This is a genomic window from Cupriavidus pauculus, from assembly GCF_022179805.1.
Taxonomy (GTDB): Bacteria; Pseudomonadota; Gammaproteobacteria; order Burkholderiales; family Burkholderiaceae; genus Cupriavidus; species Cupriavidus pauculus_E.
In genome coordinates this window covers 105,239-131,464 of the sequence record NZ_BPUO01000006.1, presented here as the reverse complement: position 1 = coordinate 131,464, position 26,226 = coordinate 105,239, and the positions used below count along the sequence as shown (strand labels likewise).

Annotated in this window: 28 protein-coding genes; 21 read left to right on the top strand and 7 right to left on the bottom strand. The window is 63.4% G+C overall.

The features are described from left to right. Positions 1-12: 12 nt before the first annotated feature. Genes MFF62_RS13720 through MFF62_RS13690 form a run of 7 tightly spaced genes read left to right on the top strand, consistent with a single transcriptional unit; the run spans position 13 to position 5,678 of the window. Positions 13-543 carry an OmpH/Skp family outer membrane protein gene (locus MFF62_RS13720; RefSeq protein WP_238263683.1) on the top strand — a complete coding sequence of 177 codons (531 nt, stop codon included), beginning with the start codon at positions 13-15 and terminating at the stop codon, positions 541-543. 48 nt (positions 544-591) lie between these two features. Further along, positions 592-1,692 carry a UDP-3-O-(3-hydroxymyristoyl)glucosamine N-acyltransferase gene (gene lpxD, locus MFF62_RS13715; RefSeq protein WP_238263682.1) on the top strand — a complete coding sequence of 367 codons (1,101 nt, stop codon included), beginning with the start codon at positions 592-594 and terminating at the stop codon, positions 1,690-1,692. 2 nt (positions 1,693-1,694) lie between these two features. Then, on the top strand, positions 1,695-2,147 hold the full coding sequence (gene fabZ, locus MFF62_RS13710) for a 3-hydroxyacyl-ACP dehydratase FabZ (RefSeq protein WP_061958372.1): 453 nt from the start codon (positions 1,695-1,697) through the stop codon (positions 2,145-2,147). A gap of 42 nt (positions 2,148-2,189) precedes the next feature. After that, positions 2,190-2,993 carry an acyl-ACP--UDP-N-acetylglucosamine O-acyltransferase gene (gene lpxA, locus MFF62_RS13705; RefSeq protein WP_238263681.1) on the top strand — a complete coding sequence of 268 codons (804 nt, stop codon included), beginning with the start codon at positions 2,190-2,192 and terminating at the stop codon, positions 2,991-2,993. A gap of 28 nt (positions 2,994-3,021) precedes the next feature. Next, on the top strand, positions 3,022-4,215 hold the full coding sequence (gene lpxB / locus MFF62_RS13700; protein WP_404990757.1) for a lipid-A-disaccharide synthase: 1,194 nt from the start codon (positions 3,022-3,024) through the stop codon (positions 4,213-4,215). Then, positions 4,215-4,886 (top strand): ribonuclease HII, encoded by a 672-nt coding sequence (rnhB, locus tag MFF62_RS13695; protein WP_238263679.1) that lies wholly within the window; start codon positions 4,215-4,217, stop codon positions 4,884-4,886. The genes lpxB and rnhB overlap by 1 nt, the downstream gene beginning before the upstream one ends. Positions 4,887-4,895: 9 nt before the next feature. Then, a complete protein-coding gene (locus tag MFF62_RS13690; protein WP_238263678.1) occupies positions 4,896-5,678 on the top strand; it encodes a TrmH family RNA methyltransferase in 783 nt (260 codons plus the stop codon). Between the two features lie 22 nt (positions 5,679-5,700). On the opposite strand, the gene MFF62_RS13685 is transcribed toward MFF62_RS13690, so the two are convergent. Beyond that, positions 5,701-6,171, bottom strand: coding sequence for a hypothetical protein (locus MFF62_RS13685; RefSeq protein ID WP_238263677.1), 471 nt, complete (start codon positions 6,169-6,171; stop codon positions 5,701-5,703). An 86-nt stretch (positions 6,172-6,257) separates the two neighbouring features. Continuing rightward, positions 6,258-7,070, bottom strand: coding sequence for a posphoenolpyruvate synthetase regulatory kinase/phosphorylase PpsR (gene ppsR / locus MFF62_RS13680; RefSeq protein WP_404990756.1), 813 nt, complete (start codon positions 7,068-7,070; stop codon positions 6,258-6,260). Between the two features lie 375 nt (positions 7,071-7,445). Here ppsR and ppsA point away from each other — a divergent pair, with 375 nt between their 5' ends. The 3 genes from ppsA to MFF62_RS13665 all read left to right on the top strand — a co-directional run bounded on the left by ppsA (position 7,446) and on the right by MFF62_RS13665 (position 11,425). Continuing rightward, a complete protein-coding gene (gene ppsA / locus MFF62_RS13675; protein WP_238263675.1) occupies positions 7,446-9,830 on the top strand; it encodes a phosphoenolpyruvate synthase in 2,385 nt (794 codons plus the stop codon). Between the two features lie 173 nt (positions 9,831-10,003). Beyond that, complete coding sequence (locus MFF62_RS13670) at positions 10,004-10,429, top strand: NfeD family protein (RefSeq protein ID WP_238263674.1); 426 nt, start codon at positions 10,004-10,006, stop codon at positions 10,427-10,429. A 57-nt stretch (positions 10,430-10,486) separates the two neighbouring features. Then, entirely contained in the window at positions 10,487-11,425 is a 939-nt protein-coding gene (locus MFF62_RS13665; RefSeq protein ID WP_238263673.1) for an SPFH domain-containing protein, read from the top strand. A 70-nt stretch (positions 11,426-11,495) separates the two neighbouring features. Here the strand turns inward: MFF62_RS13665 and smpB are convergent, their stop codons facing one another. After that, the gene (smpB, locus tag MFF62_RS13660) at positions 11,496-11,948 is read right to left on the bottom strand and encodes an SsrA-binding protein SmpB (protein WP_238263672.1); all 453 of its coding nucleotides are present in this window, start codon (positions 11,946-11,948) and stop codon (positions 11,496-11,498) included. 187 nt (positions 11,949-12,135) lie between these two features. Here smpB and MFF62_RS13655 point away from each other — a divergent pair, with 187 nt between their 5' ends. After that, on the top strand, positions 12,136-12,576 hold the full coding sequence (locus MFF62_RS13655; RefSeq protein WP_238263671.1) for a type II toxin-antitoxin system RatA family toxin: 441 nt from the start codon (positions 12,136-12,138) through the stop codon (positions 12,574-12,576). Continuing rightward, positions 12,560-12,916, top strand: coding sequence for an RnfH family protein (locus MFF62_RS13650; protein WP_238263670.1), 357 nt, complete (start codon positions 12,560-12,562; stop codon positions 12,914-12,916). Before MFF62_RS13655 ends, MFF62_RS13650 begins: the two co-directional genes overlap by 17 nt. Before the next feature lie 49 nt (positions 12,917-12,965). Here the strand turns inward: MFF62_RS13650 and MFF62_RS13645 are convergent, their stop codons facing one another. After that, on the bottom strand, positions 12,966-13,529 hold the full coding sequence (locus MFF62_RS13645) for a DUF4124 domain-containing protein (RefSeq protein ID WP_238263669.1): 564 nt from the start codon (positions 13,527-13,529) through the stop codon (positions 12,966-12,968). A 92-nt stretch (positions 13,530-13,621) separates the two neighbouring features. Further along, positions 13,622-14,584, bottom strand: coding sequence for a DMT family transporter (locus MFF62_RS13640; protein WP_238263668.1), 963 nt, complete (start codon positions 14,582-14,584; stop codon positions 13,622-13,624). A gap of 114 nt (positions 14,585-14,698) precedes the next feature. Between MFF62_RS13640 and guaB the strand changes: the two genes are divergently transcribed. The 3 genes from guaB to guaA all read left to right on the top strand — a co-directional run bounded on the left by guaB (position 14,699) and on the right by guaA (position 18,528). Then, positions 14,699-16,162, top strand: a complete 1,464-nt coding sequence (gene guaB, locus MFF62_RS13635; RefSeq protein WP_238263667.1) for an IMP dehydrogenase — start codon at positions 14,699-14,701, stop codon at positions 16,160-16,162. A 97-nt stretch (positions 16,163-16,259) separates the two neighbouring features. Continuing rightward, entirely contained in the window at positions 16,260-16,934 is a 675-nt protein-coding gene (locus tag MFF62_RS13630) for a hypothetical protein (RefSeq protein WP_238263666.1), read from the top strand. Further along, a complete protein-coding gene (gene guaA, locus MFF62_RS13625; protein ID WP_238263665.1) occupies positions 16,909-18,528 on the top strand; it encodes a glutamine-hydrolyzing GMP synthase in 1,620 nt (539 codons plus the stop codon). The genes MFF62_RS13630 and guaA overlap by 26 nt, the downstream gene beginning before the upstream one ends. A 90-nt stretch (positions 18,529-18,618) precedes the next feature. Here guaA and MFF62_RS13620 read toward each other — a convergent pair whose 3' ends face one another. Both MFF62_RS13620 and MFF62_RS13615 read right to left on the bottom strand, forming a co-directional pair. Further along, on the bottom strand, positions 18,619-19,791 hold the full coding sequence (locus tag MFF62_RS13620; RefSeq protein WP_238263664.1) for a GGDEF domain-containing protein: 1,173 nt from the start codon (positions 19,789-19,791) through the stop codon (positions 18,619-18,621). Between the two features lie 102 nt (positions 19,792-19,893). Then, positions 19,894-21,129 carry an MFS transporter gene (locus tag MFF62_RS13615; protein ID WP_238263663.1) on the bottom strand — a complete coding sequence of 412 codons (1,236 nt, stop codon included), beginning with the start codon at positions 21,127-21,129 and terminating at the stop codon, positions 19,894-19,896. Positions 21,130-21,537: 408 nt separating this feature from the next. Between MFF62_RS13615 and MFF62_RS13610 the strand changes: the two genes are divergently transcribed. From MFF62_RS13610 to ldcA, 6 genes are all read left to right on the top strand, one after another. Then, positions 21,538-22,581, top strand: a complete 1,044-nt coding sequence (locus MFF62_RS13610; protein ID WP_238263662.1) for an endonuclease/exonuclease/phosphatase family protein — start codon at positions 21,538-21,540, stop codon at positions 22,579-22,581. 114 nt (positions 22,582-22,695) lie between these two features. Beyond that, complete coding sequence (locus MFF62_RS13605; RefSeq protein ID WP_238263661.1) at positions 22,696-23,205, top strand: DUF1993 domain-containing protein; 510 nt, start codon at positions 22,696-22,698, stop codon at positions 23,203-23,205. A 198-nt stretch (positions 23,206-23,403) separates the two neighbouring features. Continuing rightward, positions 23,404-24,039, top strand: coding sequence for a 7-carboxy-7-deazaguanine synthase (gene queE, locus MFF62_RS13600; protein ID WP_238263660.1), 636 nt, complete (start codon positions 23,404-23,406; stop codon positions 24,037-24,039). 3 nt (positions 24,040-24,042) lie between these two features. Further along, positions 24,043-24,519, top strand: coding sequence for a 6-pyruvoyl trahydropterin synthase family protein (locus tag MFF62_RS13595; protein WP_238263659.1), 477 nt, complete (start codon positions 24,043-24,045; stop codon positions 24,517-24,519). Between the two features lie 2 nt (positions 24,520-24,521). Continuing rightward, on the top strand, positions 24,522-25,121 hold the full coding sequence (gene tadA / locus MFF62_RS13590; RefSeq protein ID WP_238263658.1) for a tRNA adenosine(34) deaminase TadA: 600 nt from the start codon (positions 24,522-24,524) through the stop codon (positions 25,119-25,121). 45 nt (positions 25,122-25,166) lie between these two features. Then, positions 25,167-26,087: a muramoyltetrapeptide carboxypeptidase gene (gene ldcA, locus MFF62_RS13585; protein ID WP_238263657.1), complete on the top strand. Its 921-nt coding sequence runs from the start codon at positions 25,167-25,169 to the stop codon at positions 26,085-26,087. Positions 26,088-26,226: the final 139 nt, after the last annotated feature.

The following is a 26,226-nucleotide window of genomic DNA, read 5'->3' as shown; positions in this document are numbered from 1 at the left end:
GGATTCTGTTTGATGAAACTCCACACTCCACTGATCAAATCCCTGAGCGCGGCCGCGCTGGCCGCGGCGGCCCTTTGCGCGGCGGCCCCGGCGATGGCTCAGGAGGCGCGTATTGCCGCGGTAAACTCGGAGCGTATCCTGCGTGACTCGCAGCCCGCCAAGGCGGCGCAGGTCAAGCTCGAGCAGGAGTTCTCCAAGCGCGACCGTGAATTGCAGGACATGGCCCAGAAGATCAAGGCCATGGCTGACAAGCTCGACAAGGATACGGCCGTGCTGGCCGATGCCGACCGCCAGCGCCGCCAGCGCGAAGTGGCCGACCTCGACCGGGAATTCCAGCGCAAGCAGCGCGAGTTCCGCGAAGACCTGAACCAGCGCCGTAACGAGGAGCTGGCCCAGGTTCTGGAGCGCGCCAATCGCGTGATCCGCTCGATCGCCGAGCAGCGCAAGTACGACCTGATCGTGCAGGAAGCGGTCTACGTCAATCCGCGCATCGACATCACGGACGACGTGATGAAGGCGCTGAACGCCGGCTCGGGCAAGTAAGCAGCGGGCGCTCGCGCTCCGCTACGATTTTTTCAAGGAAGTACCGCCATGCAGACACCCACACTGGGTCAGCTCGCCACCGAGAACGGCGCGCAGGTTGTGGGTGATCCCGACCTGGCCGTCAGCGGCCTGGCGCCGCTCGACCAGGCCGGCCCCGGCGACCTGTCGTTTCTGTCCAATCCGCTTTACCTGACTCAGGCGCTGGCGTCGAAGGCCGGCGCCATCATCGTGTCGCCGGCGGATCTGGAGCGCGTCCGCGCGGATGGCCAGGCCGATGGCCGCAACTGGCTGGTGGCGCGCAATCCGTACGTCTGCTTTGCCCGCGTGGCACAACGGTTCGACCGTGTAGCCAATGCCGATCCGCGAAACGGCATCGATGCGCGGGCTACCGTGGCGCCGGACGCCGTGGTGCCGGCATCCTGCTTTATCGGTCCGAACGTCGTGATCGAAGCCGGGGCACGGCTGGGCGAGCGCGTGCGCATCCTGGCAAATGCCTTTATCGGCGCAGGCGCGCAGATCGGTGAAGATACGCTCATCTACGCCAATGTTTCTGTCTATCATCGTTGCGTGGTGGGTGCGCGCAATATCCTGCACAGCGGGGCGGTGATCGGGGCGGACGGTTTTGGCTTCGCGCCCGATATCGGGCCGGCCGGGGTCGAGTACGTCAAGATTCCACAGGTGGGGCGTGCGGTGCTGGGCAACGACGTGGAAATCGGCGCCAATACCTGCGTGGATCGCGGTGCGATGGCCGATACCGTGATCGAGGACGGCTGCAAGATCGACAACCAGGTGCAGATCGCCCACAACGTGCACGTGGGCGCCCATACCGTGATTGCCGGGACGGCGGCGGTGTCGGGCAGTACCAAGATCGGCAAATTCTGCGTGATCGGCGGTGCGGCGAATTTTTCCGGCCATTTGAATATCGCCGACCGGACCACAGTGTCCGGCGGTACGTCGATTACCAAATCGATTACAAAACCCGGTGGGCATTTCACCAGCGTGTTCCCGTTCACGTCGCATGGCGAATGGGAACGCAATGCGGCCATCGTGCGCGGCCTGTCGAAGCTGCGTGAACGCGTGGTGCAACTGGAACGCCGGCTGCGCGGCGAGTCCGCCGGGGCCAATAGCAAACAAGACGAAGAGAAATAATCATGACAGCCTCCGATATCGACATCCGCAAGATCCTGAAGCTGCTGCCGCATCGGTACCCGATCCTGCTGGTCGACCGCGTGCTCGAGTTCGAACCGCAGAAGCGCATCAAGACCCTGAAGAACGTGACGATCAACGAGCCGTACTTCATGGGTCACTTTCCGGAACAACCGGTGATGCCGGGTGTCATGATTCTCGAAGCGCTGGCGCAGTCTGCCGGCCTGCTGACCTTTGGCGCCGACATGGAGCGCAAGGAAGGCGCGCTGTACTACTTCGTCGGCATCGACGGCGCCCGCTTCAAGCGCGTGGTGTATCCCGGCGACCAGCTGCATCTGAACGTCACCGTGGAACGCTACATCCGCGGCATCTGGAAGTTCAAGGCCAGCGCCACCGTCGATGGCGAGGTTGCCTGCGAGGCCGAGCTGATGTGCACGGTCAAGCAGGCCGAGGCCTGATCTTCCGATACCGAGCAGAACTGAAAGCACAGGACAGTACGTATGACGCAAATCCATCCCACCGCACTTGTCGACCCGAAGGCTGAACTCGCCGCCGATGTGGAAGTCGGCCCGTTCTCGATCGTGGGTCCGAACGTGCGGATTGGCAGCGGCACACGGGTCGGTGCCCACACGACGGTAGAGGGGCATACCACGATCGGCGAAGGCAATCGCATCGGGCCGTACGCCTCGGTGGGCGGGGTGCCGCAGGACATGAAATATGCCAATGAGCCCACCCGGCTCGAAATTGGCGACCGCAATACGATTCGTGAATTCACCACGATCCACACCGGTACCGTGCAGGACAAGGGCCTGACGAGCATCGGCAGTGATAACTGGATCATGGCGTACGTGCATATCGCGCACGATTGCCACGTGGGGAACCACACGGTGTTTTCGAGCAATGCGCAGATCGCCGGCCACGTGGAAGTGGGTGACTGGGCGATTCTTGGCGGCATGAGCGGCGTGCACCAGTTCGTGCGCATTGGCGCCCACGCAATGCTGGGCGGCGCGTCGGCGCTGGTCCAGGACGTGCCGCCGTTCGTGATCGCTGCCAGCGACAAGAACGGCAACAAGGCCACGCCGCATGGCATCAACGTCGAGGGTCTGCGTCGCCGTGGTTTCGATGCGGCACAAATCGCCGTGCTGCGTCAGGCGTACAAGCTGCTGTACAAATCTGACCTGAGCTTCGACGACGCACGTAGCGAGATGGCGGCCTTGCTTGGCCAATCGGATGCTGGCACTGCCGTGCCGTTGCAGGCTTTTGTCGATTTCCTCGCCGCAACCCAGCGCGGCATCGTGCGCTAGCAGCTTGCCGGACATGGTCGAGGCAGCCATGCAGGCCGCGCGTCCCGCAGAAGCGGACGCCCATGTGAACAAGCGTGGCACGATCGCCATGGTGGCCGGAGAGGCCTCTGGCGATCTGCTCGCATCGCTGTTGCTGGAAGGACTACACGCGCGGCTCGGCGAGTCGGTGGACTATGCCGGCATTGGCGGGCGCCGCATGATGGCCCAGGGCTTCGTCTCGCACTGGCCGATGGAAACCCTGTCGGTCAACGGCTACGTGGAAGTTCTGGGATCCCTGCGCGAGATCCTGGCCACGCGCCGGGCGATCCGCGAAAAGCTGCTGGCGCATCCGCCCCTGTGTTTCATCGGCGTGGATGCACCGGATTTCAATTTCGGTCTCGAAGTGCCGCTGCGCCGCGCCGGCATCCCTGTCGTGCACTTTGTCAGCCCGTCGATCTGGGCGTGGCGCGGGGGGCGGATTCGTACCATCGCGCGCGCGGTGGACCACATTCTTTGCCTCTTCCCGTTCGAGCCGGAAATCTACGCCAAGGCCGGGATTCCCGCGACCTACGTTGGACATCCGCTGGCTGACGTGATTCCGATGGTGCCCGATGTGGCGGGAGCCCGCGCGAAGCTGGGATTGCCCGAGGGCAAGCGCATCGTGGCGGTCTTGCCCGGAAGCCGGCAGTCCGAAGTGCGCAACCTGGGCGCTACGTTCTTCGAGGCCATGGCGCGCATGCATCGCATGGACGGCAACCTGGCATTCGTGCTGCCTGCCGCCAACGCGTCGTTGCACGCGATTGTCGAGGAACTGCACGCGCAACACCCGGAAATCGATCTCACGATTGTGGACGGTCAGTCGCATCTGGCCATGGAATCGGCGGACGTGGTGCTGCTGGCCAGCGGAACGGCCACGCTGGAAGCCGCCCTGTACAAGAAGCCGATGGTGATCTCGTACAAGGTGCCCTGGCTGACCGCGCAGATCATGAAGCGGCAGGGGTATCTGCCGTACGTGGGGCTGCCTAATATTCTGTCAGGGCGCTTCGTGGTGCCCGAACTGCTGCAGGACGATGCCACGCCCGAGGCGTTGGCGCGCGAAACGCTGCTGCAGCTCAACGACGAAGGCAATATTGCGTTCCTGCGCGAACATTTCACGACCATGCACGAAACCCTGAAGCGCGATACCGCGAGGCTGGCATCGGGCGTGGTTGCGGACCTGATGCATAGCCGGGGAGTCGCTTGATGGCTTCCGACAGGAAAACGTCGCCACAGCTCGGGCTGGACCTGACGCAGACCGTCGCCGTGGTCCAGCGCTTGTGCGGTGTGGACGAGGCCGGGCGTGGACCTCTGGCCGGCCCCGTTTACGCCGCGGCTGTCGTGCTGAATCCCGACCGCCAGATCCGTGGTCTTGCGGATTCGAAGATCCTGAAGGCCGAAAAGCGCGAGGTATTGTTCGATCGCATCTGTGAACGGGCGCTTGGCTGGCACATCGCATTCGCGACCGTGGAGGAAATCGACTCGATCAATATCCTCCATGCGTCGATGCTTGCCATGCAGCGTGCTGTCCAGGGGCTGGCTGCCAGCGGCGTGATCCCGGACCTCGTGCAGGTCGACGGCAACCGTTGCCCTCAGGTGGCGTTTCCGGTGGAAGCGATCGTCAAGGGCGATGCCAAGGTGCGAGCCATCTCGGCGGCATCGATCCTGGCGAAGGTGGCGCGCGACCGCAATCTGCTGGAACTACACGAGCAATATCCCGAGTACGGCTTCGACTCGCATTTTGGCTATCCGACGCCTCAGCATTTCGCGGCACTGAATCAACATGGTCCCACGCCGCATCATCGCAGGTCGTTCGCGCCGGTTCGTATCGCGCTGGAACGCATGAGCGGCCTGGCCAAGGAAACGCCGCCTTTCTAAGACACTTCCTTGAAGCACGTCACTTCGCGCGACAACGCGCTTTTCAAGCATCTGAAGGCCCTGGTCGGGTCCACGCACCAACGGCGCAAGGCCGGACAATCCGTGCTGGACGGCGTGCACCTGGCACAGGCCTACATCGCGGCCCTGGGGCAGCCAGTTTCCTGCGTGATCGGCGAACGTCACTACGACCACACGGAAATCCGGCCGTTGCTGGACCAGGTCGAGCCCGAGCGTGTGGTGGTGCTGGCTGATTCACTGTTCAGCCAGATCAGCAACGTCGCGAACGGGATCGATCTGCTGTTCGTCATCGATACGCCGGCTGGCCATCTTCCTTCCCGGATCGAGACCGATTGCGTCATCCTGGATGGCGTACAGGATGCCGGCAACGTTGGCTCCATCCTCCGCAGCGCAGCTGCCGCAGGCATTCCGCATGCCTTCCTGATAACGGGCTGTGCCTTCGCGTGGTCGGTCAAGACGTTGCGTGCCGGCATGGGCGCGAATTTCCATCTGAACATCGTCGAACATTGCACGCTGGAGATGCTCGAATCCCGGTTGGCCGTGCCGCTGCTGGCGACGTCCTCTCATGCCGACGCCGCTGTGTTCGACACCGATCTGCGGCAGCCGATTGGCTGGGTGGTTGGCAACGAAGGGGCGGGGGTCAGCCCGGACTGGATGGCGCGGGTGTCGCGTACGGTCGGCATTCCTCAACCCGGTGGTTTGGAATCGCTCAACGTAGCGGCAGCCACTGCCGTGTGCCTGTTCGAGGCGGTACGGCAGCGACGCGCATCCTGAGGCTGGTATCCGCTCGATCCCGCTAGCGGGATCGACCTCCCCTGGCATTGCTGGCAGCGGAATCGGTGGTCGCCTTCTGCTCGATCAGCGTGAGCAGAAGATCGGACAATTTGTCGAATTTTGTATCGATCTTCGCGTCCAGCTTGTCCAGCCGCTGGGTCACGGCTTCAAATTTCCTGTCCACTGCCTCGAACTTCCTGTCGATGGCATCGAACCGTTGATCCACCATCTTGAATCGCTGGTCCACGAGGTCCAAGCGCTGATCCACGAGATCGAAGCGATAGTCGAAGTTATCGTGTGTCCGGTCGGACTGGCTCGCCGAATAGTCAACAACAGCGAAAACGCCGGTCAGCGAGATAAATACCGCACCGAAGATGGTGGCGGCATTTCGCCAGTCATATCGCCTGGAAGTGTCGAGGGCGCGCCGGATGCCTGCTGGCCGCCGGGGCTCAGGCGGCTGGGGGAAATTGTCTGCGGTCATGGCGATGGTCATGGGTCCCGGAAGGAAACGTCGATGACGTCATCTTTCACCGCCAGCCATCGCCTGCAAAGAGGACGATTCTCAAAATCGTCCGCGCGTTAGTAGTTGTCGCGGTCCATCTTGATTTCCTGGAGGATCGTGGTGGCGATCTCCTCGATGGACTTGTGGGTGGACGACAGCCACTTGATGCCTTCGCGGCGCATCATCGCTTCCGCCTCGTTGACCTCATAGCGGCAGTTTTCCAGCGCTGCGTACTTGCTGCCCGGGCGGCGTTCATTGCGGATTTCGGTCAGGCGCTGCGGATCGATCGACAGGCCGAAAATCTTGGGCTTGAAGGCATACAGCGCCGAAGGCAGGCGGCCGCGCTCGAAGTCGTCGGGAATCAGCGGATAGTTGGCGGCCTTGAGGCCGTACTGCATGGCCAGGTAGAGGCTGGTTGGCGTCTTGCCGCTGCGCGACACACCGACCAGGATCACATCGGCTTCCTGCAGGTTCTTATGTGACTGGCCGTCATCATGTGCCAACGAAAAATTGATGGCCTCGATGCGATTCTTGTAGGCTTCCGTATCCGCATTCTGGTGGAAGCGGCCGATCGCATGGGTGGACTTCAGCCCCAGTTCCTTTTCCAGTGGCTCGATGAATGTCTGGAACATGTCCAGAATCATTGCCTTGGCCCGGCGTATCGCCTTGTTCGATTCCTGGTTGACCAGCGTGGTGAAGACGATGGGCGGCACGCCCTCGTTGTAGAACGCCTCGTTGATCTTGCTGACGGCGACATGTGCCTTTTCCGGCGTATCCACGAACGGCATGCGCACCTTGCGAAAGCGCATTTCGAACTGGGCCAGGATCGAGTGGCTGAAGGTCTCGGCCGTGATACCCGTACCATCGGACACAATGAAGACCGTGCGCACGGCAGGACGATCGGCTGCGTTCGAGGCCGCGGGCTGGCTGCTGGCCGGGGAAGAGGGGGTCTGGGAGGTCTGGACCAGCGCGGATTGCGATGCGTCAGGCGCTTCGGGCAGGGACATGTCTGAACAATTTATTTGGGGCAGCCGCTTAGCGAAAGTGCGGTGCGGCACGGTAGAATAGCGGCGATCTTTTGGCTAAGCAATTCCGCCAATCACGCTCAGACAACGATCTGCAGCCGGATTGTCGACAATGTGCGGCGCAACATCGGAAGCATCCGATGACAAGTGGAATTGCTCAGCCAAGCGATCCGCCGGGGACAGAACATCTACAACATACCGGTCGGTGCAAAAGATTTCTTACTTTGTTTTGAGGCTTTTATGACCAACCAGGTAGATAACGGCGCCTACGTGCTGCCGTTTGAAGAGCTGCGCATGCAGGACGTGGAAACCGTCGGCGGCAAGAACTCCTCGCTTGGCGAGATGATCTCGCAACTGGCAGGCGCCGGCGTCCGCGTTCCCGGCGGTTTCGCCACCACCGCGCTGGCATTCCGTGATTTCCTCGAGCACAACAACCTGACGGCACGCATTTCGGCGCGCCTGAAGACGCTGAACGTCGACGACGTGAAGGCACTGGCCGAAGCCGGCGCCGAAATCCGTAGCTGGGTGGCCACCGCGCCGTTCCAGCCGCGTCTCGAAGCCGAGATCCGCGAGCACTACGCCCGCGTTTCCGCGCGCGAAGGCGCCGAGGCATCGTTTGCCGTGCGCTCGTCGGCTACCGCCGAGGATCTGCCCGACGCTTCGTTCGCCGGCCAGCAGGAGTCGTACCTCAACGTCAGCGGCATCGACGACATCCTCGACAAGATCAAGCAGGTTTTCGCGTCGCTCTACAACGACCGCGCCATTTCCTATCGAGTGCACAAGGGCTTCGCGCACGACGTCGTGGCCCTGTCGGCTGGCGTGCAGCGCATGGTGCGTTCGGACCTGGCCTCGTCGGGCGTGATGTTCACGATCGATACGGAATCGGGCTTCCCGGACGTGGTGTTCATCACGTCGAGCTACGGCCTGGGCGAGACGGTGGTGCAGGGCGCCGTGAACCCGGACGAGTTCTACGTGTTCAAGCCGACACTGCAAGCTGGCAAGTACCCGATCATCCGCCGTTCGATTGGCTCGAAGCTGATCAAGATGGAATTCACGAAGCCCGGTGAAGCCGGCCGCGTGAAGACTGTGGACGTGCCGCCCGAACTGCGCAACCGCTATTCGATCAGCGACGAGGACGTGAGCGAACTGTCCCGCTACGCGATGATCATCGAGAAGCACTACGGCCGCCCGATGGACATCGAGTGGGGCAAGGATGGCAAGGACGGCAAGATCTATATCCTGCAGGCCCGTCCGGAAACCGTGAAGAGCCAGGCTGCCGGCAAGGCCGAGCAGCGCTTCAAGCTGAAGGGTACGTCGGCCGTGCTGACCAGCGGTCGTGCGATTGGCCAGAAGATCGGTACCGGTCCGGTGCGCGTGATCAACGACCCGTCGGAGATGGAACGCGTGCAGCCTGGCGACGTGCTGGTGGCCGACATGACAGACCCGAACTGGGAGCCGGTGATGAAGCGCGCCGCGGCGATCGTCACGAACCGTGGTGGCCGTACCTGCCACGCCGCGATCATCGCGCGTGAACTGGGCGTCCCGGCAGTGGTTGGCTGCGGTGACGCAACCGACCTGCTCAAGGACGGCACGCTGGTGACGGTGTCGTGCGCCGAAGGCGACGAAGGCCGCATCTATGATGGTTTGCTCGAAACCGAAGTGACCGAGGTCCAGCGCGGCGAAATGCCCAAGATCGAGACCAAGATCATGATGAACGTGGGCAATCCGCAACTGGCTTTCGACTTTGCGCAGATCCCGAATCACGGCGTCGGCCTGGCCCGCCTGGAATTCATCATCAACAACAATATCGGCGTTCACCCGAAGGCGATCCTCGACTATCCGCAGGTCGATGCCGACCTGAAGAAGGCCGTGGAATCGGTGGCCCGTGGCCACGCCAGCCCGCGTGCGTTCTACGTGGACAAGCTTGCCGAAGGTATTGCCACGATCGGTGCGGCGTTCTATCCGAAGCCCGTGATCGTGCGTCTGTCGGACTTCAAGTCGAACGAGTACAAGAAGCTGATCGGCGGTTCGCGCTATGAGCCGGACGAGGAAAACCCGATGCTGGGTTTCCGTGGCGCATCGCGCTATATCGCCGACGACTTCGCCGAGGCGTTCGAGATGGAATGCAAGGCCATGAAGCGCGTGCGCGATGAAATGGGCCTGACCAACGTCGAGATCATGGTGCCGTTCGTGCGCACGCTGGGCCAGGCCGAGCGCGTGATCGAACTGCTGGCCAAGCATGGCCTGAAGCGCGGCGAAAACGGCCTGCGCGTCATCATGATGTGCGAAGTGCCGTCGAACGCGATCCTGGCCGAGGAATTCCTGCAATTCTTCGACGGCTTCTCGATCGGCTCGAACGACCTGACGCAGCTGACGCTGGGCCTGGACCGCGATTCGGGCATGGAACTGCTGGCAAAGGATTTCGACGAACGCGATCCGGCCGTGCGTTTCATGCTGCAACGCGCCATTTCCACGGCGCTGCGCCTGGACAAGTACATCGGCATTTGCGGTCAAGGTCCTTCGGACCATCCGGATTTCGCCGCATGGCTGGTGCAGGAAGGGATCAAGTCGATCTCGCTGAATCCTGATTCCGTCGTGGAAACGTGGCAACAGCTGGCTTCCTAAGGCATTCCGCGTCACAATAGCGATACCCGAATTAGCGGCATCCGGTCTGTCAGGCCGGCATGCCGCGTGGGACCCGGCCCTGCGGTCAGGTGTTCCAACTGCCCCCGCAGACGCCGTAGGTGTTTGGCGGGGGTTTTTGTTTTTCGGGCCGGTTTGACGCGAAAAGGAATGCGATGACGCAGTATTACGTTTGGTTCGCAGCAGCAGTGGTCCTGGTCATTGCGGAGATGGCAACTGGCACTTTCTACCTGCTGATGATTGCGGTCGGGGTCGCAGCCGGTGGGATTGCCGCGATGCTGGGTGTCGACGTGCCAATGCAGACGGTGACGGCTGCGCTCGTGGCGCTGGTGGCCATCATCGTATTGCGCCGCTCGCGTTTCGGCCGTCTGCGCCGGCGCGATGCCGCGACGGATCCCGATGTGAATCCCGATATCGGGCAGGAACTGGAGGTGTCGGCCTGGGATACCTTCCGACGTGCCCGTGTGCCGTATCGCGGCGCCGACTGGACGGTGGAACTGGCGCCCGGTACCGATCCAGCGCCCGGTCGCTACCGGATTGTCGAGGTGCGTGGCGCCACGCTGATTGTGTCCCCGCGCTAGCCTGCCGCTTTTTTCCGCTGTGCTGTTGTTGTTCTACCTTTTTGACGGGAGTTGTACATGCTTGCCTATCAGCTTGGTCTGTTTCCGCTGATTCTGCTCATTGCCGCGATCGTTTTGATCGCCAAGGCCATCAAAATCGTGCCCCAGCAGCACGCGTGGGTGCTGGAGCGTCTGGGGCGCTACCACGCGACGCTGACGCCGGGTCTTTCGATCGTGGTGCCGTTTGTCGATCGCGTGGCGTACAAGCACATCCTCAAGGAAATTCCGCTCGATGTGCCAAGCCAGGTGTGCATCACCAGGGACAACACGCAACTTCAGGTTGATGGCGTGCTGTATTTCCAGGTGACCGATCCGATGAAGGCGTCCTATGGATCGAGCAACTTCGTCGTGGCGATCACGCAGCTGTCGCAAACCACGTTGCGGTCGGTGATCGGCAAGCTCGAACTGGACAAGACCTTCGAGGAACGGGAGTTCATCAATCACAGCATCGTTAACGCCCTGGACGAAGCCGCGGGCAACTGGGGTGTCAAGGTGTTGCGCTACGAGATCAAGGATCTGACGCCGCCCAAGGAAATCCTGCATGCGATGCAGGCCCAGATCACCGCTGAGCGCGAAAAGCGCGCGCTGATCGCGGCGTCCGAGGGCAAGCGGCAGGAACAGATCAATCTGGCATCGGGCGCCCGCGAGGCGGCCATCCAGAAGTCCGAGGGCGAGAAGCAGGCCGCGATCAACCGGGCCCAGGGTGAGGCGACCGCGATTCTGGCTGTGGCCGAGGCCAATGCGCAGGCGATCGAGAAGATCGGCCATGCGATTCGCACCGACGGCGGTTCGGAGGCGGTGAACCTGAAGGTGGCCGAGGAATATGTGGCGGCGTTCGGCAACCTGGCCAAGCAGGGCAATACGCTGATCGTTCCGGGCAACCTCGGCGAAATGAGCTCGATGATCGCGTCTGCGCTGCAAATCGTGAAAGGGCAGAAGGCAGAAAAGGCGCTCTGATTCCGGAGCGACCGATCCAACGATACGATCCAATAAAAACGGAGGCCGTGGCCTCCGTTTTGTATTTGCGTCACTCTTTCGAGTCGCCCTTCATCAAGCGGGCTTTTTCCCGCTGCCAGTCGCGATTCTTCTCGGTTTCCCGTTTGTCGAACTGCTTCTTGCCCTTGCCGAGGCCAATTTCGCATTTGACGCGGCCGCGCGTGTAATGCAGGTTCAGCGGCACCAGCGTATAGCCGCGTTGTTCCACCTTGCCAATCAGTTTCTTGATTTCGTCGGCGTTGAGCAGCAGCTTGCGCGTGCGTACCGGATCGGGATTGACGTGCGTGGAAGCGCTCTGTAGCGGACTGATATGCGCGCCGATCAGGAACATTTCGGCGTTGCGGATGACCACATAGCCTTCCTTGATCTGCACGCGGTTGGCGCGGATCGCCTTGACTTCCCAGCCCTCCAGCACGATTCCGGCTTCATAGCGTTCTTCTATGAAGTAGTCGAAAAAGGCCTTCTTGTTGTCAGCAATCGTCATGCGGGAGGTGAGTTCCTAAATGTGGTCCGACTTGGCCGCACAGGCGGTGCGGTGGCCGTGTGCATGGCAACATGGCGGCGCCCCTGCGTACCCGGGCGTGCCGTGTTCGCGGCTGTCGGCTAAAATTCGGATTTTAGCAAACCGCCCCGGCCCGGCCCAGCCCCGGGGGCACCGGCAATCCCTATACATGGCAGACGTCCATAAATCCGTCCTGCTCGGTTTCTCGGCCGAACAGATGTATGACCTGGTTACCCGCGTGGAGGACTATCCCAAGTTCCTGCCATGGTGTGGTGGCGTGGAAGTCTTCGAGCAGACCGATACGCTGCTCGATGCCAAGATCCATATCCACTTCAGCGGCATCAAGCAGTACTTTCACACGCGCAATACCCAGGAGCGGCCGACTCGTATCGATATGACGTTCGCCGACGGTCCTTTCAAGACCTTCAATGGATCCTGGCGGTTCACGCCGCTGCGCGCCGATGCGTGCAAGATCGAATTCCACCTGCATTACGAGTTTTCGAGCATCCTCCTCGAAAAGATCATCGGCCCGGCCTTCAGCGTCATTGCCAATACGTTTGTCGATGCGTTCGTCAAACGCGCAGAGGTGGTTTATGCCAAGCAAGGCTGAAACGCTGCCAACGGTGCGTGTTTCCGTTTGCTATGCGCGCCCGGATGCGGCGTTCCTGAAGTCCGTCGATGTTCCGGCCGGCACGACCATTGTCGCGGCGATCCAGTCGAGCGGATTGACCGACGAGTACCGCGAAGTGGATCCCACCACGATGCGCGTGGGCATCTACGGCAAGCTCAAGACGCTCGATACCGTGGTGCGCGAAGGTGATCGGGTGGAGGTCTACCGGATCCTGACCGCAGATCCCAAGACGGCGCGCCGCAAGCGGGTGCAGAAGACCCGTGCGACCGGTGTGCGCGAGGGCTTGAAGTGGCGGGGTGGAGGCGGGCAGGGCGCCTGAACTGGATTATCCGGGGCTCGGGCCGTCCGGTTCCAGGCGCCTCAGGCCATCAGCTGGTGCAATGCTGGTTGATGGAATCGTTCGTGCGAGCCAGTTCGGCGGCGCGCTGATCATCGTTCAGGCGCTCCGGAGTGCCGTCGGCGCCCGATCTTGACGCGCGAACTCCGGCGCTTAGCCCGGTGGCGTAGTTGCGCATCTGCTGGCACCGTTCGTCGCGCGCCAGTTGTTCACGTTCCTTGGTAGCGGCGTCCAGATCGGCCTTGATGCGGGCATCGCGGCGCTCGCGGAACGCCTCGTCAGAATCGGTCGGCTTGTCGGACTTGCCCTTGGCGCTGACCGCCTGCATGCGCGGTGCACCCGCGGGCGCGCGGCCATCGCCCTTCATCTCACCCTTGATGTCGCCCTTTGCCGTCTCGTTCTCGATCGGCCGGTAGGTGCCTGCCATGCGGCCCGGGGCGGACAGGATCGCGCGTTCGGGGATGGATGGCGGCGGCGGAACGTCGCTGTAGACCGTGCGGCCATTGGCGTCCTTCCATTGCCACTGGGAGAAGGCGGTGCCGGGAATGGCAAGGCTGGCGGCAATCAGCAGGTACAGCGCGGACGATCGTTTCATGGCGAAGGCGTGAACAGGTCGAGCGGGTTGCGTGGGCATTAGACGCCAGTGGGGTTGACAACGGTGTGACCCCTGCGGCATTGAACGCTAGTCTACTGAGACTTGTCCGTCGCATGCAAGCGTACGGACCAGGCCACGCCGACCATCAGCAACACGATGGCCGCCATTTCCAGTGGCCTTGGCCAGCGGTGATCGAACACAAACCCGTATGCCAGCGCGAACAGCGTCTCGAATACGATCATCTGGCCCGACAGCGTCAGTGGCAGCCGGCGGCTGGAAATGTTCCAGAGATTGTTGCCAATTAGCGACGCTCCCAGCGCCACGGCCGCATTGACTGTCCAGAACCACTGCCAGTCGCGGCCATTGCCGGGTGCCGTCAGGGTGTCGCCGAACGCCGCCCAGCCGATTGCCGCCAGCACCAGCGACACCAGTCCGGTGGACAGGCCATACAGAGCGGACCACTCGTTGCCACTGAAATGCGGATGGCGCTGCAGGTAACGCGCGTTGTCCACGGCGTACAGCGTCCAGCAGATCAGCGCACCCACCGCGCAGACCACCCCGGCGATCTTCTGCCACACCGGCCGGATCGTGGCGTCCGCCGCCGCGGCCCCGTGCGCGGCGCCACCGCCGCCAAACAGGTCGATATTGATGCAGGCGATGCCGGCAGCTACTACCAGCAGCGGCAGCACGAGCCGGCGCAGCGGCACGGCACCGTGGTCACGCCTGCCCATCAGTGTGACCGAGATGGGCAGGATGCCGATGATCAGCGAGGTGGGGCCCACGCCGGCAAGCTGCACGCCGAACGCCAGCAGCACGTAATAGAGCAGGTTGCCGGTAAAGGCCTGCCGCAGCAGCGCCACGCAGTTGGCGCGGGTCAGCTTGCGCGCGATGCGCCGCATCAGCGGCAGCGCCGCCACGCATGCCACCAGGCCATAGGCCAGGTATCTGCCGATCGCCAGTTCCCATGGCGAAAATACCGGCAGCAGCTTGGGGGCGATAAACACCATCCCCCAGAATGCGCCGGCTAGCAGGCCGCACAACACGCCGATTCCCATGGTCCACAGATGCCTGGTTGAAAAAGGTGGCCGAGAATAGCAAACCACTTGCAACAACGCATCAGCAAATCCTGCATTCCTGTATAATCTGCTTTTGCGCCTAGAGGATTCGCTATGCGTCTTGTCCAGAAAGCACTCACATTCGATGACGTGCTGCTCGTCCCGGCCTATTCGGCCGTCCTGCCCCGGGATGTTTCCCTCCGCACCCGCCTGACCCGTTCGATCGAACTCAACATTCCGCTGCTGTCCGCTGCCATGGATACGGTGACGGAAGCCCGCCTTGCCATTGCCATGGCGCAGGCCGGCGGTATCGGTATCGTTCACAAGAACCTGAAGCCCGCCGACCAGGCCCGTGAAGTGGCGCGCGTTAAGCGCTACGAATCGGGCGTGCTGCGTGATCCGATCACCATTTCGCCGGACATGAAGATCCGCGATGTGATCGCGCTGTCGCAACAACACGGCATTTCGGGTTTCCCGGTGCTGGAAGGCAAGATCGTAGTCGGCATCATTACCAACCGTGACCTGCGTTTCGAGGAAGAACTCGACGCGCCGGTGCGCGCCAAGATGACCCCGCGCGAAAAGCTCGTGACCGTGGCCGAAGGCGCGCCGCTGGACGAAGCCAAGCGCCTGATGAACCGTCACCGCCTGGAGCGCGTGCTGGTGGTCAACAGCGCGTTCGAACTGCGCGGCCTGATCACGGTGAAGGACATCCAGAAGGCCGTGGACAACCCGCTGGCCAGCAAGGACGCACACGGCCAACTGCGCGTAGGCGCCGCAGTGGGCGTGGGCCCGGATAACGACGAGCGCGTGGAACTGCTGGTCAAGGCCGGCGTGGACGTGATCGTGGTGGATACCGCGCACGGCCACAGCCAGGGCGTGCTGGATCGCGTTCGCTGGGTCAAGCAGAATTTCCCGCAGGTGGAAGTGGTGGGCGGCAACATCGCCACCGGCGCCGCCGCGCTGGCGCTGGTCGAGCATGGCGCCGACGGCGTCAAGGTCGGTATCGGCCCCGGTTCGATCTGCACCACGCGTATCGTCGCCGGTGTGGGCGTGCCGCAGATCACTGCCGTATCCAACGTGGCGGAAGCCCTGAAGGGCACTGGCGTACCGCTGATCGCCGACGGTGGCGTTCGTTATTCCGGTGACGTCGCCAAGGCCCTGGCGGCTGGCGCGCACACGGTGATGATGGGCGGCATGTTCTCGGGCACCGAGGAAGCACCTGGCGAAGTGTTCCTGTTCCAGGGCCGTTCGTTCAAGAGCTACCGTGGCATGGGTTCGGTTGGCGCGATGAAGGACGGCGCGGCTGATCGCTACTTCCAGGAAGACAACACGGCCAACGTCGACAAGCTCGTGCCGGAAGGCATCGAAGGCCGCGTCGCGTACAAGGGTCCGGTGCAGGCGATCATCCACCAGCTGACTGGCGGTATTCGCGCGTCGATGGGTTACTGCGGTGCCAGCTCGATTCCGCAATGGCACGAAACGGCCGAGTTCGTGCAGATCACGGCCGCCGGCATGCGCGAATCGCACGTCCACGATGTGCAGATCACCAAGGAAGCGCCGAACTACCATATCGATTGATGTCGATCTGGCCTGCCCGGATATCGGGCACCACGGCCGCGCCGGTTCTGTCGAGGTTGACGGGGCCTGCGCGGCCGCGCCGCAATAAGGAGCGCACATGAAGGTATTGCTGCGAGCCGTGTTGTTCTTCGATGCGCTGCTCGACTTGCTGCTTGGCCTGCTGCTGCTGATGTCGCCGTTCACCACGCTGTACGCCGCGCTGCAACTGCCGGTGCCGGAGCCGGCCCTGTTCGGGCAACTGCTGGGCGTGGCAACACTTGGCATGTCCTGGTTGCTGTTCACGGCCACGTTCAACGGCCATATGACCGTGGCGGTGGCGCGTGTTGCCGGCCTGGTCAACCTGGCCAGCGCGATACTGATCGCTGCCTGGACGCTGTTCCTGGACATGCCCGTACAGCCGGCCGGCAAGATCTGGCTGCTGACGCTGGCGGCCATGCTGCTGATCTTTGCCATCGTGCAGATCCCGTCGGCCAAGAAGGTGCGGCTGCGCGAACGGGCACTTGCTGAGCAGGCAAAGGCTGACCGCGAAGCGCGCGCGGCCGGTGTCTACTATCCGAATGACGTTACTGACGTAAGCGACGTGACCGACGTTGCCGAAAGCGGCGTGGGCCGCCCGGCGCGCCCGGCCACGTCCCCCGCATCCCCCGAATACCGGCGCGAGCCGGTCATCACGCCGCCGCCCGGCTATGGCCCGGGCACGGAGGTGATGCCCGAACCCGATCCGGACGCACTGCCCACTGCCAATCATGCACGACAAAATCCTCATTCTTGATTTCGGTTCGCAAGTCACGCAGCTGATCGCCCGCCGTGTCCGCGAAGCGCACGTCTACTGCGAAATCCATCCGAACGACGTCACCGACGAATTCGTCCGCGAGTTCGCGCCGAAGGGCGTCATCCTGTCCGGCAGCCACGCCAGCACCTACGAAGACCACCAGCTGCGCGCGCCGCAGGCCGTGTGGGATCTGGGCGTGCCGGTGCTGGGCATCTGCTATGGCATGCAGACCATGGCTGTGCAACTGGGCGGCAAGGTGGAATGGAGCGATTCGCGCGAGTTCGGCTACGCCGAGGTCCGCGCCCATGGCCACACGAACCTGCTCAAGGGTGTGGAGGATTTCAGCACACCCGAAGGCCACGGCATGCTGAAGGTCTGGATGAGCCACGGCGACAAGGTCACGGCACTGCCGGACGGCTTCAAGCTGATGGCGTCGACGCCGAGCTGCCCAATCGCCGGCATGGCCGACGAGGCGCGCGGCTACTACGGCGTGCAGTTCCATCCGGAAGTCACGCACACGGCCAAGGGCCGCGAGATGATCGAACGCTTCGTGCTGCAGATCTGCGGCACGAAGGCCGACTGGGTGATGCGCGACCATATCGCCGAAGCCGTGGCGAATATCCGCGAGCAGGTGGGTGACGAAGAGGTGATCCTGGGCCTGTCCGGTGGCGTCGATTCGTCGGTGGCTGCCGCGCTGATCCATCGCGCCATTGGCGACCAGCTGACCTGCGTGTTCGTCGACCATGGGCTGCTGCGCCTGGACGAAGGCAAGATGGTGATGGACATGTTCGCGGGCCGCCTGCACGCCAAGGTCGTCCATATCGATGCCGCGGGGCAGTTCCTGGGCCATCTGGCCGGCGTAACCGACCCCGAGCAGAAGCGCAAGATCATCGGCCGCGAATTCGTTGAGGTGTTCCAGGCCGAAGCGAAGAAGCTGAGCAACGCCAAGTGGCTGGCGCAGGGCACGATCTACCCGGACGTGGTGGAATCGGGCGGCACCAAGACCAAGAAAGCGACCACGATCAAGAGCCACCACAACGTGGGTGGCCTGCCCGAGACGCTGGGCCTGAAGCTGCTGGAACCGCTGCGCGACCTGTTCAAGGATGAAGTCCGCGAACTGGGCGTGGCGCTGGGCCTGCCGCCGGAGATGGTCTACCGCCATCCGTTCCCGGGTCCCGGCCTGGGCGTGCGTATCCTTGGCGAAGTGAAGCTCGAATACGCTGACCTGCTGCGCCGCGCCGATGCGATCTTCATCGAGGAACTGCGCAAGACCATCGCCACGGAGCAGGACGCCGCAGCGGGGCTGTGCGAGTCGAATCAAGTCGGCAAGAGCTGGTACGACCTGACCAGCCAGGCTTTTGCGGTGTTCCTGCCGGTGAAGTCGGTGGGCGTGATGGGCGATGGCCGCACGTACGACTACGTCGTGGCGCTGCGCGCCGTGCAGACCACGGACTTCATGACCGCACACTGGGCGCACCTGCCGTACGCGCTGCTGGGCCGCTGCTCGAACCGCATCATCAACGAAGTACGCGGGCTGAACCGGGTGGTCTACGACGTGTCGGGCAAGCCGCCGGCAACGATCGAGTGGGAATGATCGACAGCCTGTGATTCGCAGGCTCAAGAAAAAAGCGCCGTTCGGCGCTTTTTTTTGTCTCGCAGCGGCGTGGATGGCTCCGGTTGCCGATCAATTCACCGTCGACAGCTCTGATGTCGCAATTTCCAGCCGGTTTCCGCCTAGTGCCTTGGCGCGGTACAACGCACGGTCGGCGGCGGCGAGTGCATCGCCGAGCGCCGGTGCATCGTTTTCGAACTGGGCCAGGCCAATACTGACGGTCGCGGGAATGCCGACGCTGCCCATCCGGTTCGAGATCTTCTCGGCAAATTGCGCCGCGACCGCTTCACCAAGCGATCTGGCGCGGCGGGCATCCTCGCCGTGCAGCAGCGCTGCAAATTCCTCCCCGCCGATGCGCGCCAGCAGGGCAGCCGGCCCCACTACGCTGGCAGCGATGGCCGCAAAGGACTTCAGCACCTCGTCGCCGGCCTGGTGGCCATATCGGTCATTGATGGCCTTGAACTGGTCGAGGTCGAACGCGAGCACGGCAACGGGACCGTGGCGGCCCGCGCCGTCGAGAATGCGTGCGCCTTGCTCGAAGAACCACCGGCGATTGCCGAGGCGGGTCAGGTAATCGGTCTGGGATTCCTTCAGCAACTGGCCGTGGGCGTCTTCCCGGATCAGCTTCAGGATGGTCATCGGCAGGATCACCGAGTACAGCACCCCTTCGTACATCGTGAACTTGCTGGCCGCCGACTGCATAGTCGGCCCGTAGGCGTCGACGAGCCAGGGCAGGATGAAGGCCCGGCCAGCGTAGAGCAGGGCGTGGATGCCGGTCACGGCGACGATGATGTGCCGGGCAAAGAACGACTTCATGGCGTCGCAACGCAGCATCTCCCGCGTGGTCATGGCACTGATGACCGCAATTGGGAACGCGCTAACGTAATTCCACACGACATCCATCCAGCGAGTGCCGGATACTGCCCAAACCAGTGCCATGCCCACCAGCACGACAGCGGCGCTGGTCCGATAGCGCCGGCCGCTCAACGCCGCAATGCCGTTGAGAATCAGCAGGTAGCCGCAGACCATGACCAGGTTGCACAGTGCCGAGCCGATGACGCCAGGCACGGCCCGGCGAAACAGGACGCCAGTGCAACCAATTGCAAGCGTGGCAAAACCCGCCGCGACGATCCGCAACGCCTTGCTGTGCTTCGGGTTGGCGCGATGCTCCCAGAACGTCATGCCGGCACTGGCCAGCAGCGTTCCAATCGCGAGAAGATAAAGGGTAAGGAGATCGACGTACATCCAGATGTAAAGACATTGCGCCGATGCTGGGCGCCGGCTGTCGAATTCTACGTTGGAATTACGGCAGCCCGTGGGTGGTTCCGAAGATCTCCGTGCAGCGATTTATGCGTGCGGCCGGTTCGTGGCGGCGCGTGGGATGGTCATCATGATCGAGATGGCCGCCACCACAACCATGGTCAGGTTGAACATCAGTGCCAGGATGGCGGCCGACCGCACGGCCACCTCGTCCTGCAAGCCCTGGAACTGGATCAGGCCGTCCAGCAGCGATGCGCCTTCCGGATGGCTACGTACGGCCGTGAAAATGGTCGCGGAAATCGCCACGCCAAAGGCGCCGCCCAGCGACGAGGCCATCTTGTAGATACCGGCCCCGGCACCAGCCTGGGCTTCGGGCAGGGACGACAGCGCTGCGTCGGTGGACGGCGTGGCATAGAACGCCAGCCCGATGCCCTGCAGCGCAAAGCCGATCATCGCGGCGATCTTGTAGTCGACCAGCGTCAGGTGCGTCAGCGACAGGCAGATTACCGACGCCGCGGTCAGCACGCAGCCCCACAGCATCGGCTTGCGGGCCCCAAAGCGCTGCAGCAGCTTTTCACCGACGCGGATGAAGCCGATGATCGTGACCGCGAACCCGATCGTCAGCACGCCGGCCTGTTGCGCGGTCAGCTTGCCGCCGATCTGCACAAGCTGCATGACCACGATCAGCGTGCCGGCCACGCCATTGAGCATGCAGTTCGAGATCGTCGCGCCGGTGTAGGTGCGATTGCGGAACAGCCGGAAATCGATGAACGGGTCGGTCGCGCGCGACTCATGGCGCAGGAAGATCGCGCCGAAGATCACTACCAGCGCGGCCAGAAGCAGGGTATTGATGCTGGTCCAGCCAAAGCGGGCGCCCTGGGTGACCACCACCTGCAGCGAGATCATCGCGACCATGAACGTCAGGATGCCCTTGCGGTCGATCTTCGCGTCGCGCCTGCCTTCGGCGCGGCTGTCGGGTGTGCCACGGATCATCAGCAAGCCGGCCACGGCGGCCACCACCGACGTGAAGAAGATCGCGCGCCAGCCAAAATTGGCCGTTACCATGCCGCCGAAGATCGCGCAAACGCCCGAGCCGCCCCACGAGCCGATCGACCAGATGCTGATGGCGCGCTGGCGTGCCGCGCCTTCCCAGTACGTCTTGAGCAGTGCCAGGCTCGACGGCATGATGCACGCCGCCGACAGGCCCTGCAACGCACGCCCGAGGATCAGGCACGGCGCGGCCAGCGTACCGGAAGGCGCCAGGGCGACGAACAGCGAGCCGACGATGCTCAGGCCAAAGCCGAGTGCAGCGGTAGCGGCCAATGCGGTCCGCGATGCCGCCCATGAAGACGATGAAGATGCCGGAGAACAGCGCCGTGATCGCGACGGCGATGTTCATGGTGGTGGGTGGCAGGCCGAGATCCCGGCCCATGTCGGGGGCGATGTTCAGCGTGGTCTGCGCGAAGAGCCAGAACGTGATCACGCCAAGAACGATGCCGAACAGGAGCCGGTCATTGCGGACGAAATTCGGGGGTTGTGCGTGCGCCGTCGTTGGCGCTATTGCAGGACCGCCTGCAGCGGTAACCGTGGCTTTTTCCATGCGTCACGGGTGTGGACGCGGCATCGCACTCCTCTGGAATTCGCGCGGCCGACGTGCTGCGTTGATGCAGGCCAATGCAGGCAACATGGCTTGCCCGGGACGATGGCCGCCTTCCAACTGCCACCGGTTCCATGACCCACTACGCGTTCATCGAAGGGATAGAGGGCACGGCTGCCCGCGCCCGTACCATCGACGGCCTGGCGCGCCTGCGGCATGCGCTGGCGCAAGACATTCCTGCGCGCACGGCCACCAACACGCTGCTGCTGGCGACGTGGAATATCCGCGAGTTCGATTCCGGCAAGTACGGTTACCGGTCCGACGAGGCGTACCTCTACATTGCCGAGATCCTGAGCCGCTTCGACATGATCGCGATCCAGGAGGTGAGGGATGGCCTGTACCCGCTGCAACGGCTGCAGGCCATGCTTGGCAGCTGGTGGGGCTATCTGGTGACCGATGTCACGCTGGGCGTGTCGGGCAATGCCGAACGAATGGCGTATCTCTATGACCGGCGCAAGGTGCGCTTCACCGGGCTGGCCGCCGAACTGGTGCTGCCCACGCCGGGCGGCGCTGCGCCGGCTCCGGTGCAGCTTGCGCGCTCGCCATACCTTGCCGGGTTTCAGGCGGGCTGGGCGTACCTGACGCTTGCCACCGTCCATATCTACTACGGCACCGGCAAGCCCGACGACCGGCGCCGGCTTGCCGAGATCACGGCCTTCAGCCAGACCATCGCCCGGGCGGCGGCCAAGCTGACCGCCGCGCCGCAACCGGCGCCGGGCGTCAAGGCGGATCCAGGCAACCTGATCCTGCTCGGCGATTTCAATATCTTCAATCGCGGCGACGTCACGATGCAGGCCATTACCCAGGCCGGGTTTGTCGTGCCGGAGCCGCTGCAGTCGGTGCCGGGCTCCAACGTCAACAAGAACCGGCACTACGACCAGATCGCGTACCTGCGCCGCCTGTCGCGGATGGCGCCCACGGGGCGCGCCGGCGTGTTCGATATGTACGAGCACATCTACCGGCTGGCCGATGCAGATGCCTACCAGTCCGAGCGGCAGGCACGGCCCGGACGTAGCTTCAAGGACTGGCGCACCTACCGCATGAGCGACCATTTGCCGATGTGGGTCGAGTTCGGCATCGACGATGCGGACGCCTGGCTGGCGGCGTTAAAACCCTAGCCGAGCAAGCCCTTCGGTTACCGTCTATGCTCTCGGCTGCGGCGCCGGCAGGCGGCCAGTTGCCGTCGGACGACGCAGTGCCACGACATTCCACGACCCATCCAAGGAGCCCAAATGGCCCTCTCGATGTATGACGTTTCGATCCCGGTGTTCATCCGGGCCCTGACCAACCTGTCTGCGATTCTCGACAAAGGCGCCGCCCATGCCCAGGCGCAGGGCATGGATGCCAGCGAGCTGATTCAGACGCGTCTGATTGCCGACATGGATCCGCTGCCCGCCCAGGTACAACGGGCCAGCGATGCGGCCAAGGGCTGCGCGGCACGCCTGGCCGGCATCGACATTCCGTCGTACCCCGATGACGAAGTGACCTTTCCCGAGCTGCAGGAACGCATTGCCAAGACGGTGGGCTTCCTGAAGTCGATCCGACCCGAGCAACTGGAAGGTAGCGAAACGCGCGTGGTCGAACTGAAGCTCCGTAGCGGGGCTGTGACGTTCGACGGCAAGAGCTACATGCTGGGGTTTGCGCTGCCGAACTTTTTCTTCCACGTGACCACGGCCTACGACCTCCTGCGCCACAAGGGGGTGCAGATCGGCAAGATGGACTACCTGGGCGCACCGCGCTAAGCGCAAATGTGCAGAAAGCGGGCCGCGAGGCCCGTTTTTCATTGGAAGGCGCGCCTCGGGCGGTGGCGAATTCCAGTGTTCTTAGCAGAAACCCTAGGTTCTTGATACAATCGCCGGTTGCTCGCGCCCCGGCTTTTGCCTAATTTTTAAGCAGGAACTCCACGCGCACCACCATTACCATCACGCTCGTCGCCACGCATGACATACGCCGTCAAGGAAATCTTCTATACGCTGCAAGGGGAAGGCGCCAACGCCGGCCGCGCAGCGGTGTTCTGCCGATTCTCGGGTTGCAACCTGTGGACCGGCCGTGAGGAAGATCGCGCCCGCGCCGTATGCCAGTTCTGCGATACCGATTTCGTCGGTACCGACGGCACGCGCGGCGGCAAGTACAAGACCGCCGAGGAACTGGCGGCCGTGGTGGCGTCGGAATGGCCGCAGGGTGCCGGGGGCACGCCGCTGGTCGTCTGCACGGGCGGCGAACCGCTGCTGCAGCTCGACTCCCCGCTGATCGACGCGCTGCATGCACAAGGGTTCGAGATCGCGATCGAAACCAACGGCACGATCGAAGTGCCGCCGGGCATCGACTGGGTTTGCGTCAGCCCGAAAATGGGCTCGGAACTCGTGGTCAGGAAGGGCGACGAACTCAAGGTCGTGATGCCGCAGGAAGGGCAGGACTTCGCGGCATACGAGCAACTGGATTTCCGCTATTTCCTGGTGCAAGCCATGGATGGCCCGCTGGCCCGGCAAAATACGGCCGCCGCGGTTGACTTCTGCCAGCGCCATCCGCGCTGGCGCCTGTCGCTGCAGACCCACAAGCTGCTGGGCATTCGCTGACACATGAGCAAACAAGTTTCCATTACACGCCGGCTCGAATTCGACGCTGGCCACCGTATCCCGAGCCACGGCGGCCAATGCCGCAACATCCACGGCCATCGCTATCGGCTGGACCTGACCCTGTCCGGCGAGGTACTGCGCCAGGAAGGTGCGTCCGACGACGGCATGATCCTGGACTTTGGCGATATCAAGGCGCTGGCCAACGAGCACCTGGTGTCGAAGTGGGACCACGCCTTCCTGATCTATCGGGGCGACACCGCGCTGCTGAACTTCCTGCAGTCGATGGATGACCACAAGACCGTGGTGATCGACAGCATCCCGACCGTCGAAAACCTGGCGCAGGAAGCCTTCGACATTCTGTCGCCCGTGTTCAAGGACTGCTTCGGCCATCATCTGCAACTGACCCGCCTGGTGCTGTTCGAAACGCCGAACTGCTGGGCCGAGGTCAGCGCGCCGCTGTCGCTGCCGGCGCAGGACTGACCATGTCCGTCGCGCCGACGTTCGCCGACGAAGCCGCGCGCGACCGCTTCTTCATGGCGGCGGCGCTGGAAGAGGCGCGCCTGGCCGAGGCGGCCGGCGAGGTGCCGGTGGGCGCCGTGGTGGTCTGGAACGACGAGATCATCGCGCGTGGCCATAACCTGCCGATCCGCTCGGTGGACCCCTCGGCGCACGCAGAAATGCAGGCGTTGCGTGCCGCAGCCAAGGTGCTGGGTAACTACCGCATGCCCGAGTGCGAACTCTATGTGACGCTGGAGCCGTGCGCCATGTGCAGCGGCGCCATCCTGCATGCGCGGCTCAAGCACGTGGTGTTTGGCGCCACCGACCCCAAGACCGGCGCGGCAGGCAGCGTCGTCGACTTGTTCGCGCAGGCCACGTTGAATCATCAGACCACGCTCGCGCGGGGCGTGATGGCGGAAGAGTGCGGTCAGATGCTGCGCGATTTCTTTGGCGCCCGGCGCCGCGCGCAGAAAGCCGCGCAGAAGGCTGCGCAACTGGCTACACAACCGGCGGCCAGCCAGGCCGACGGCGAAGCAAAGGCCGAAGGGCAGGCGGCGCCACCCTCGCCATCGTCGCCCGATTAGGCGAGAATCCATGCTTCCGACTGCCGTACCGTCAACATCCGAAGCATGAGCCAACCCACCGAAGTCAGACTGATCGCATCCTCGGGATACCCGCACGACGTGGCGATTGCCGCGCGCGGCTGCGCCTGGCTGAAACACCACGGGTACCACGTCAGCAATCCCGATATCCTCGCGCGCCGTTACCAGCGCTTTGGCGGCACCGACGACGAGCGTCTGGCCGACCTGCATGCCATCGGCACCGGCAAGGGCAAGGAGCTGACGCTGGCGGTACGCGGCGGCTACGGTCTGGCACGCCTGCTGGCCCGGATCGATTTCGCGCGCATTGCCGAACAGGCTCGCGCCAGCGGCACGCCCATCGTCGGTCATAGCGATTTCACCGCGTTCCAGCTGGCGTACCTGGCCGCCACTGGCGGTGTCACGTTCGCCGGCCCGATGCTGCTGGCCGATTTCGGCGAGGAACACGTCGATCCGTTCATGTGGAGCCACTTCGAGGCCATCCTGCGCGATCCGGCTCACCGGATCGAAGTGTCCGCGCCGCAGGTGGCGGCGCCGGCCACGGTGGAGGGCACGCTCTGGGGCGGCAACCTGGCCATGCTGTGCAGTTTGCTGGGCACGCCGTACATGCCAAAGGTGGCGGGCGGCATCGTGTTTCTGGAAGACATCAACGAGCCACCGTATCGGGTGGAGCGCATGCTGCTGCAGTTGCTGCAGGCCGGCGTGCTGGACTCGCAACAGGCCATCGTGCTGGGCGATTTCTCCAATTACCGCACCACCGACTACGACAACGGCTACGACATGGCCGCCGTATTCGGCTACCTGCGCGAGCATCTGCGTATTCCGGTGCTGACCGACCTGCCGTTCGGACATTGCCCGCGCAAGCTGACGCTGCCGGTGGGCGCGCAGGCCCGGCTCGAAGCCAGTGCCGATGGCTTCACCCTGGCGTTGTCGGGATATCCGACGCTCTAGGCCACGGCTGACGGATACGCCCCGTGAGTGGTAAAATCACGGGTTATCTCCTCAATTTCGCTGCGCCGGGCACGCCAATCGGGTGCGTGCCGCCAGAAACCGGCCGCCAGCGGGCGATGCCCACGGGGCATTGCCACAC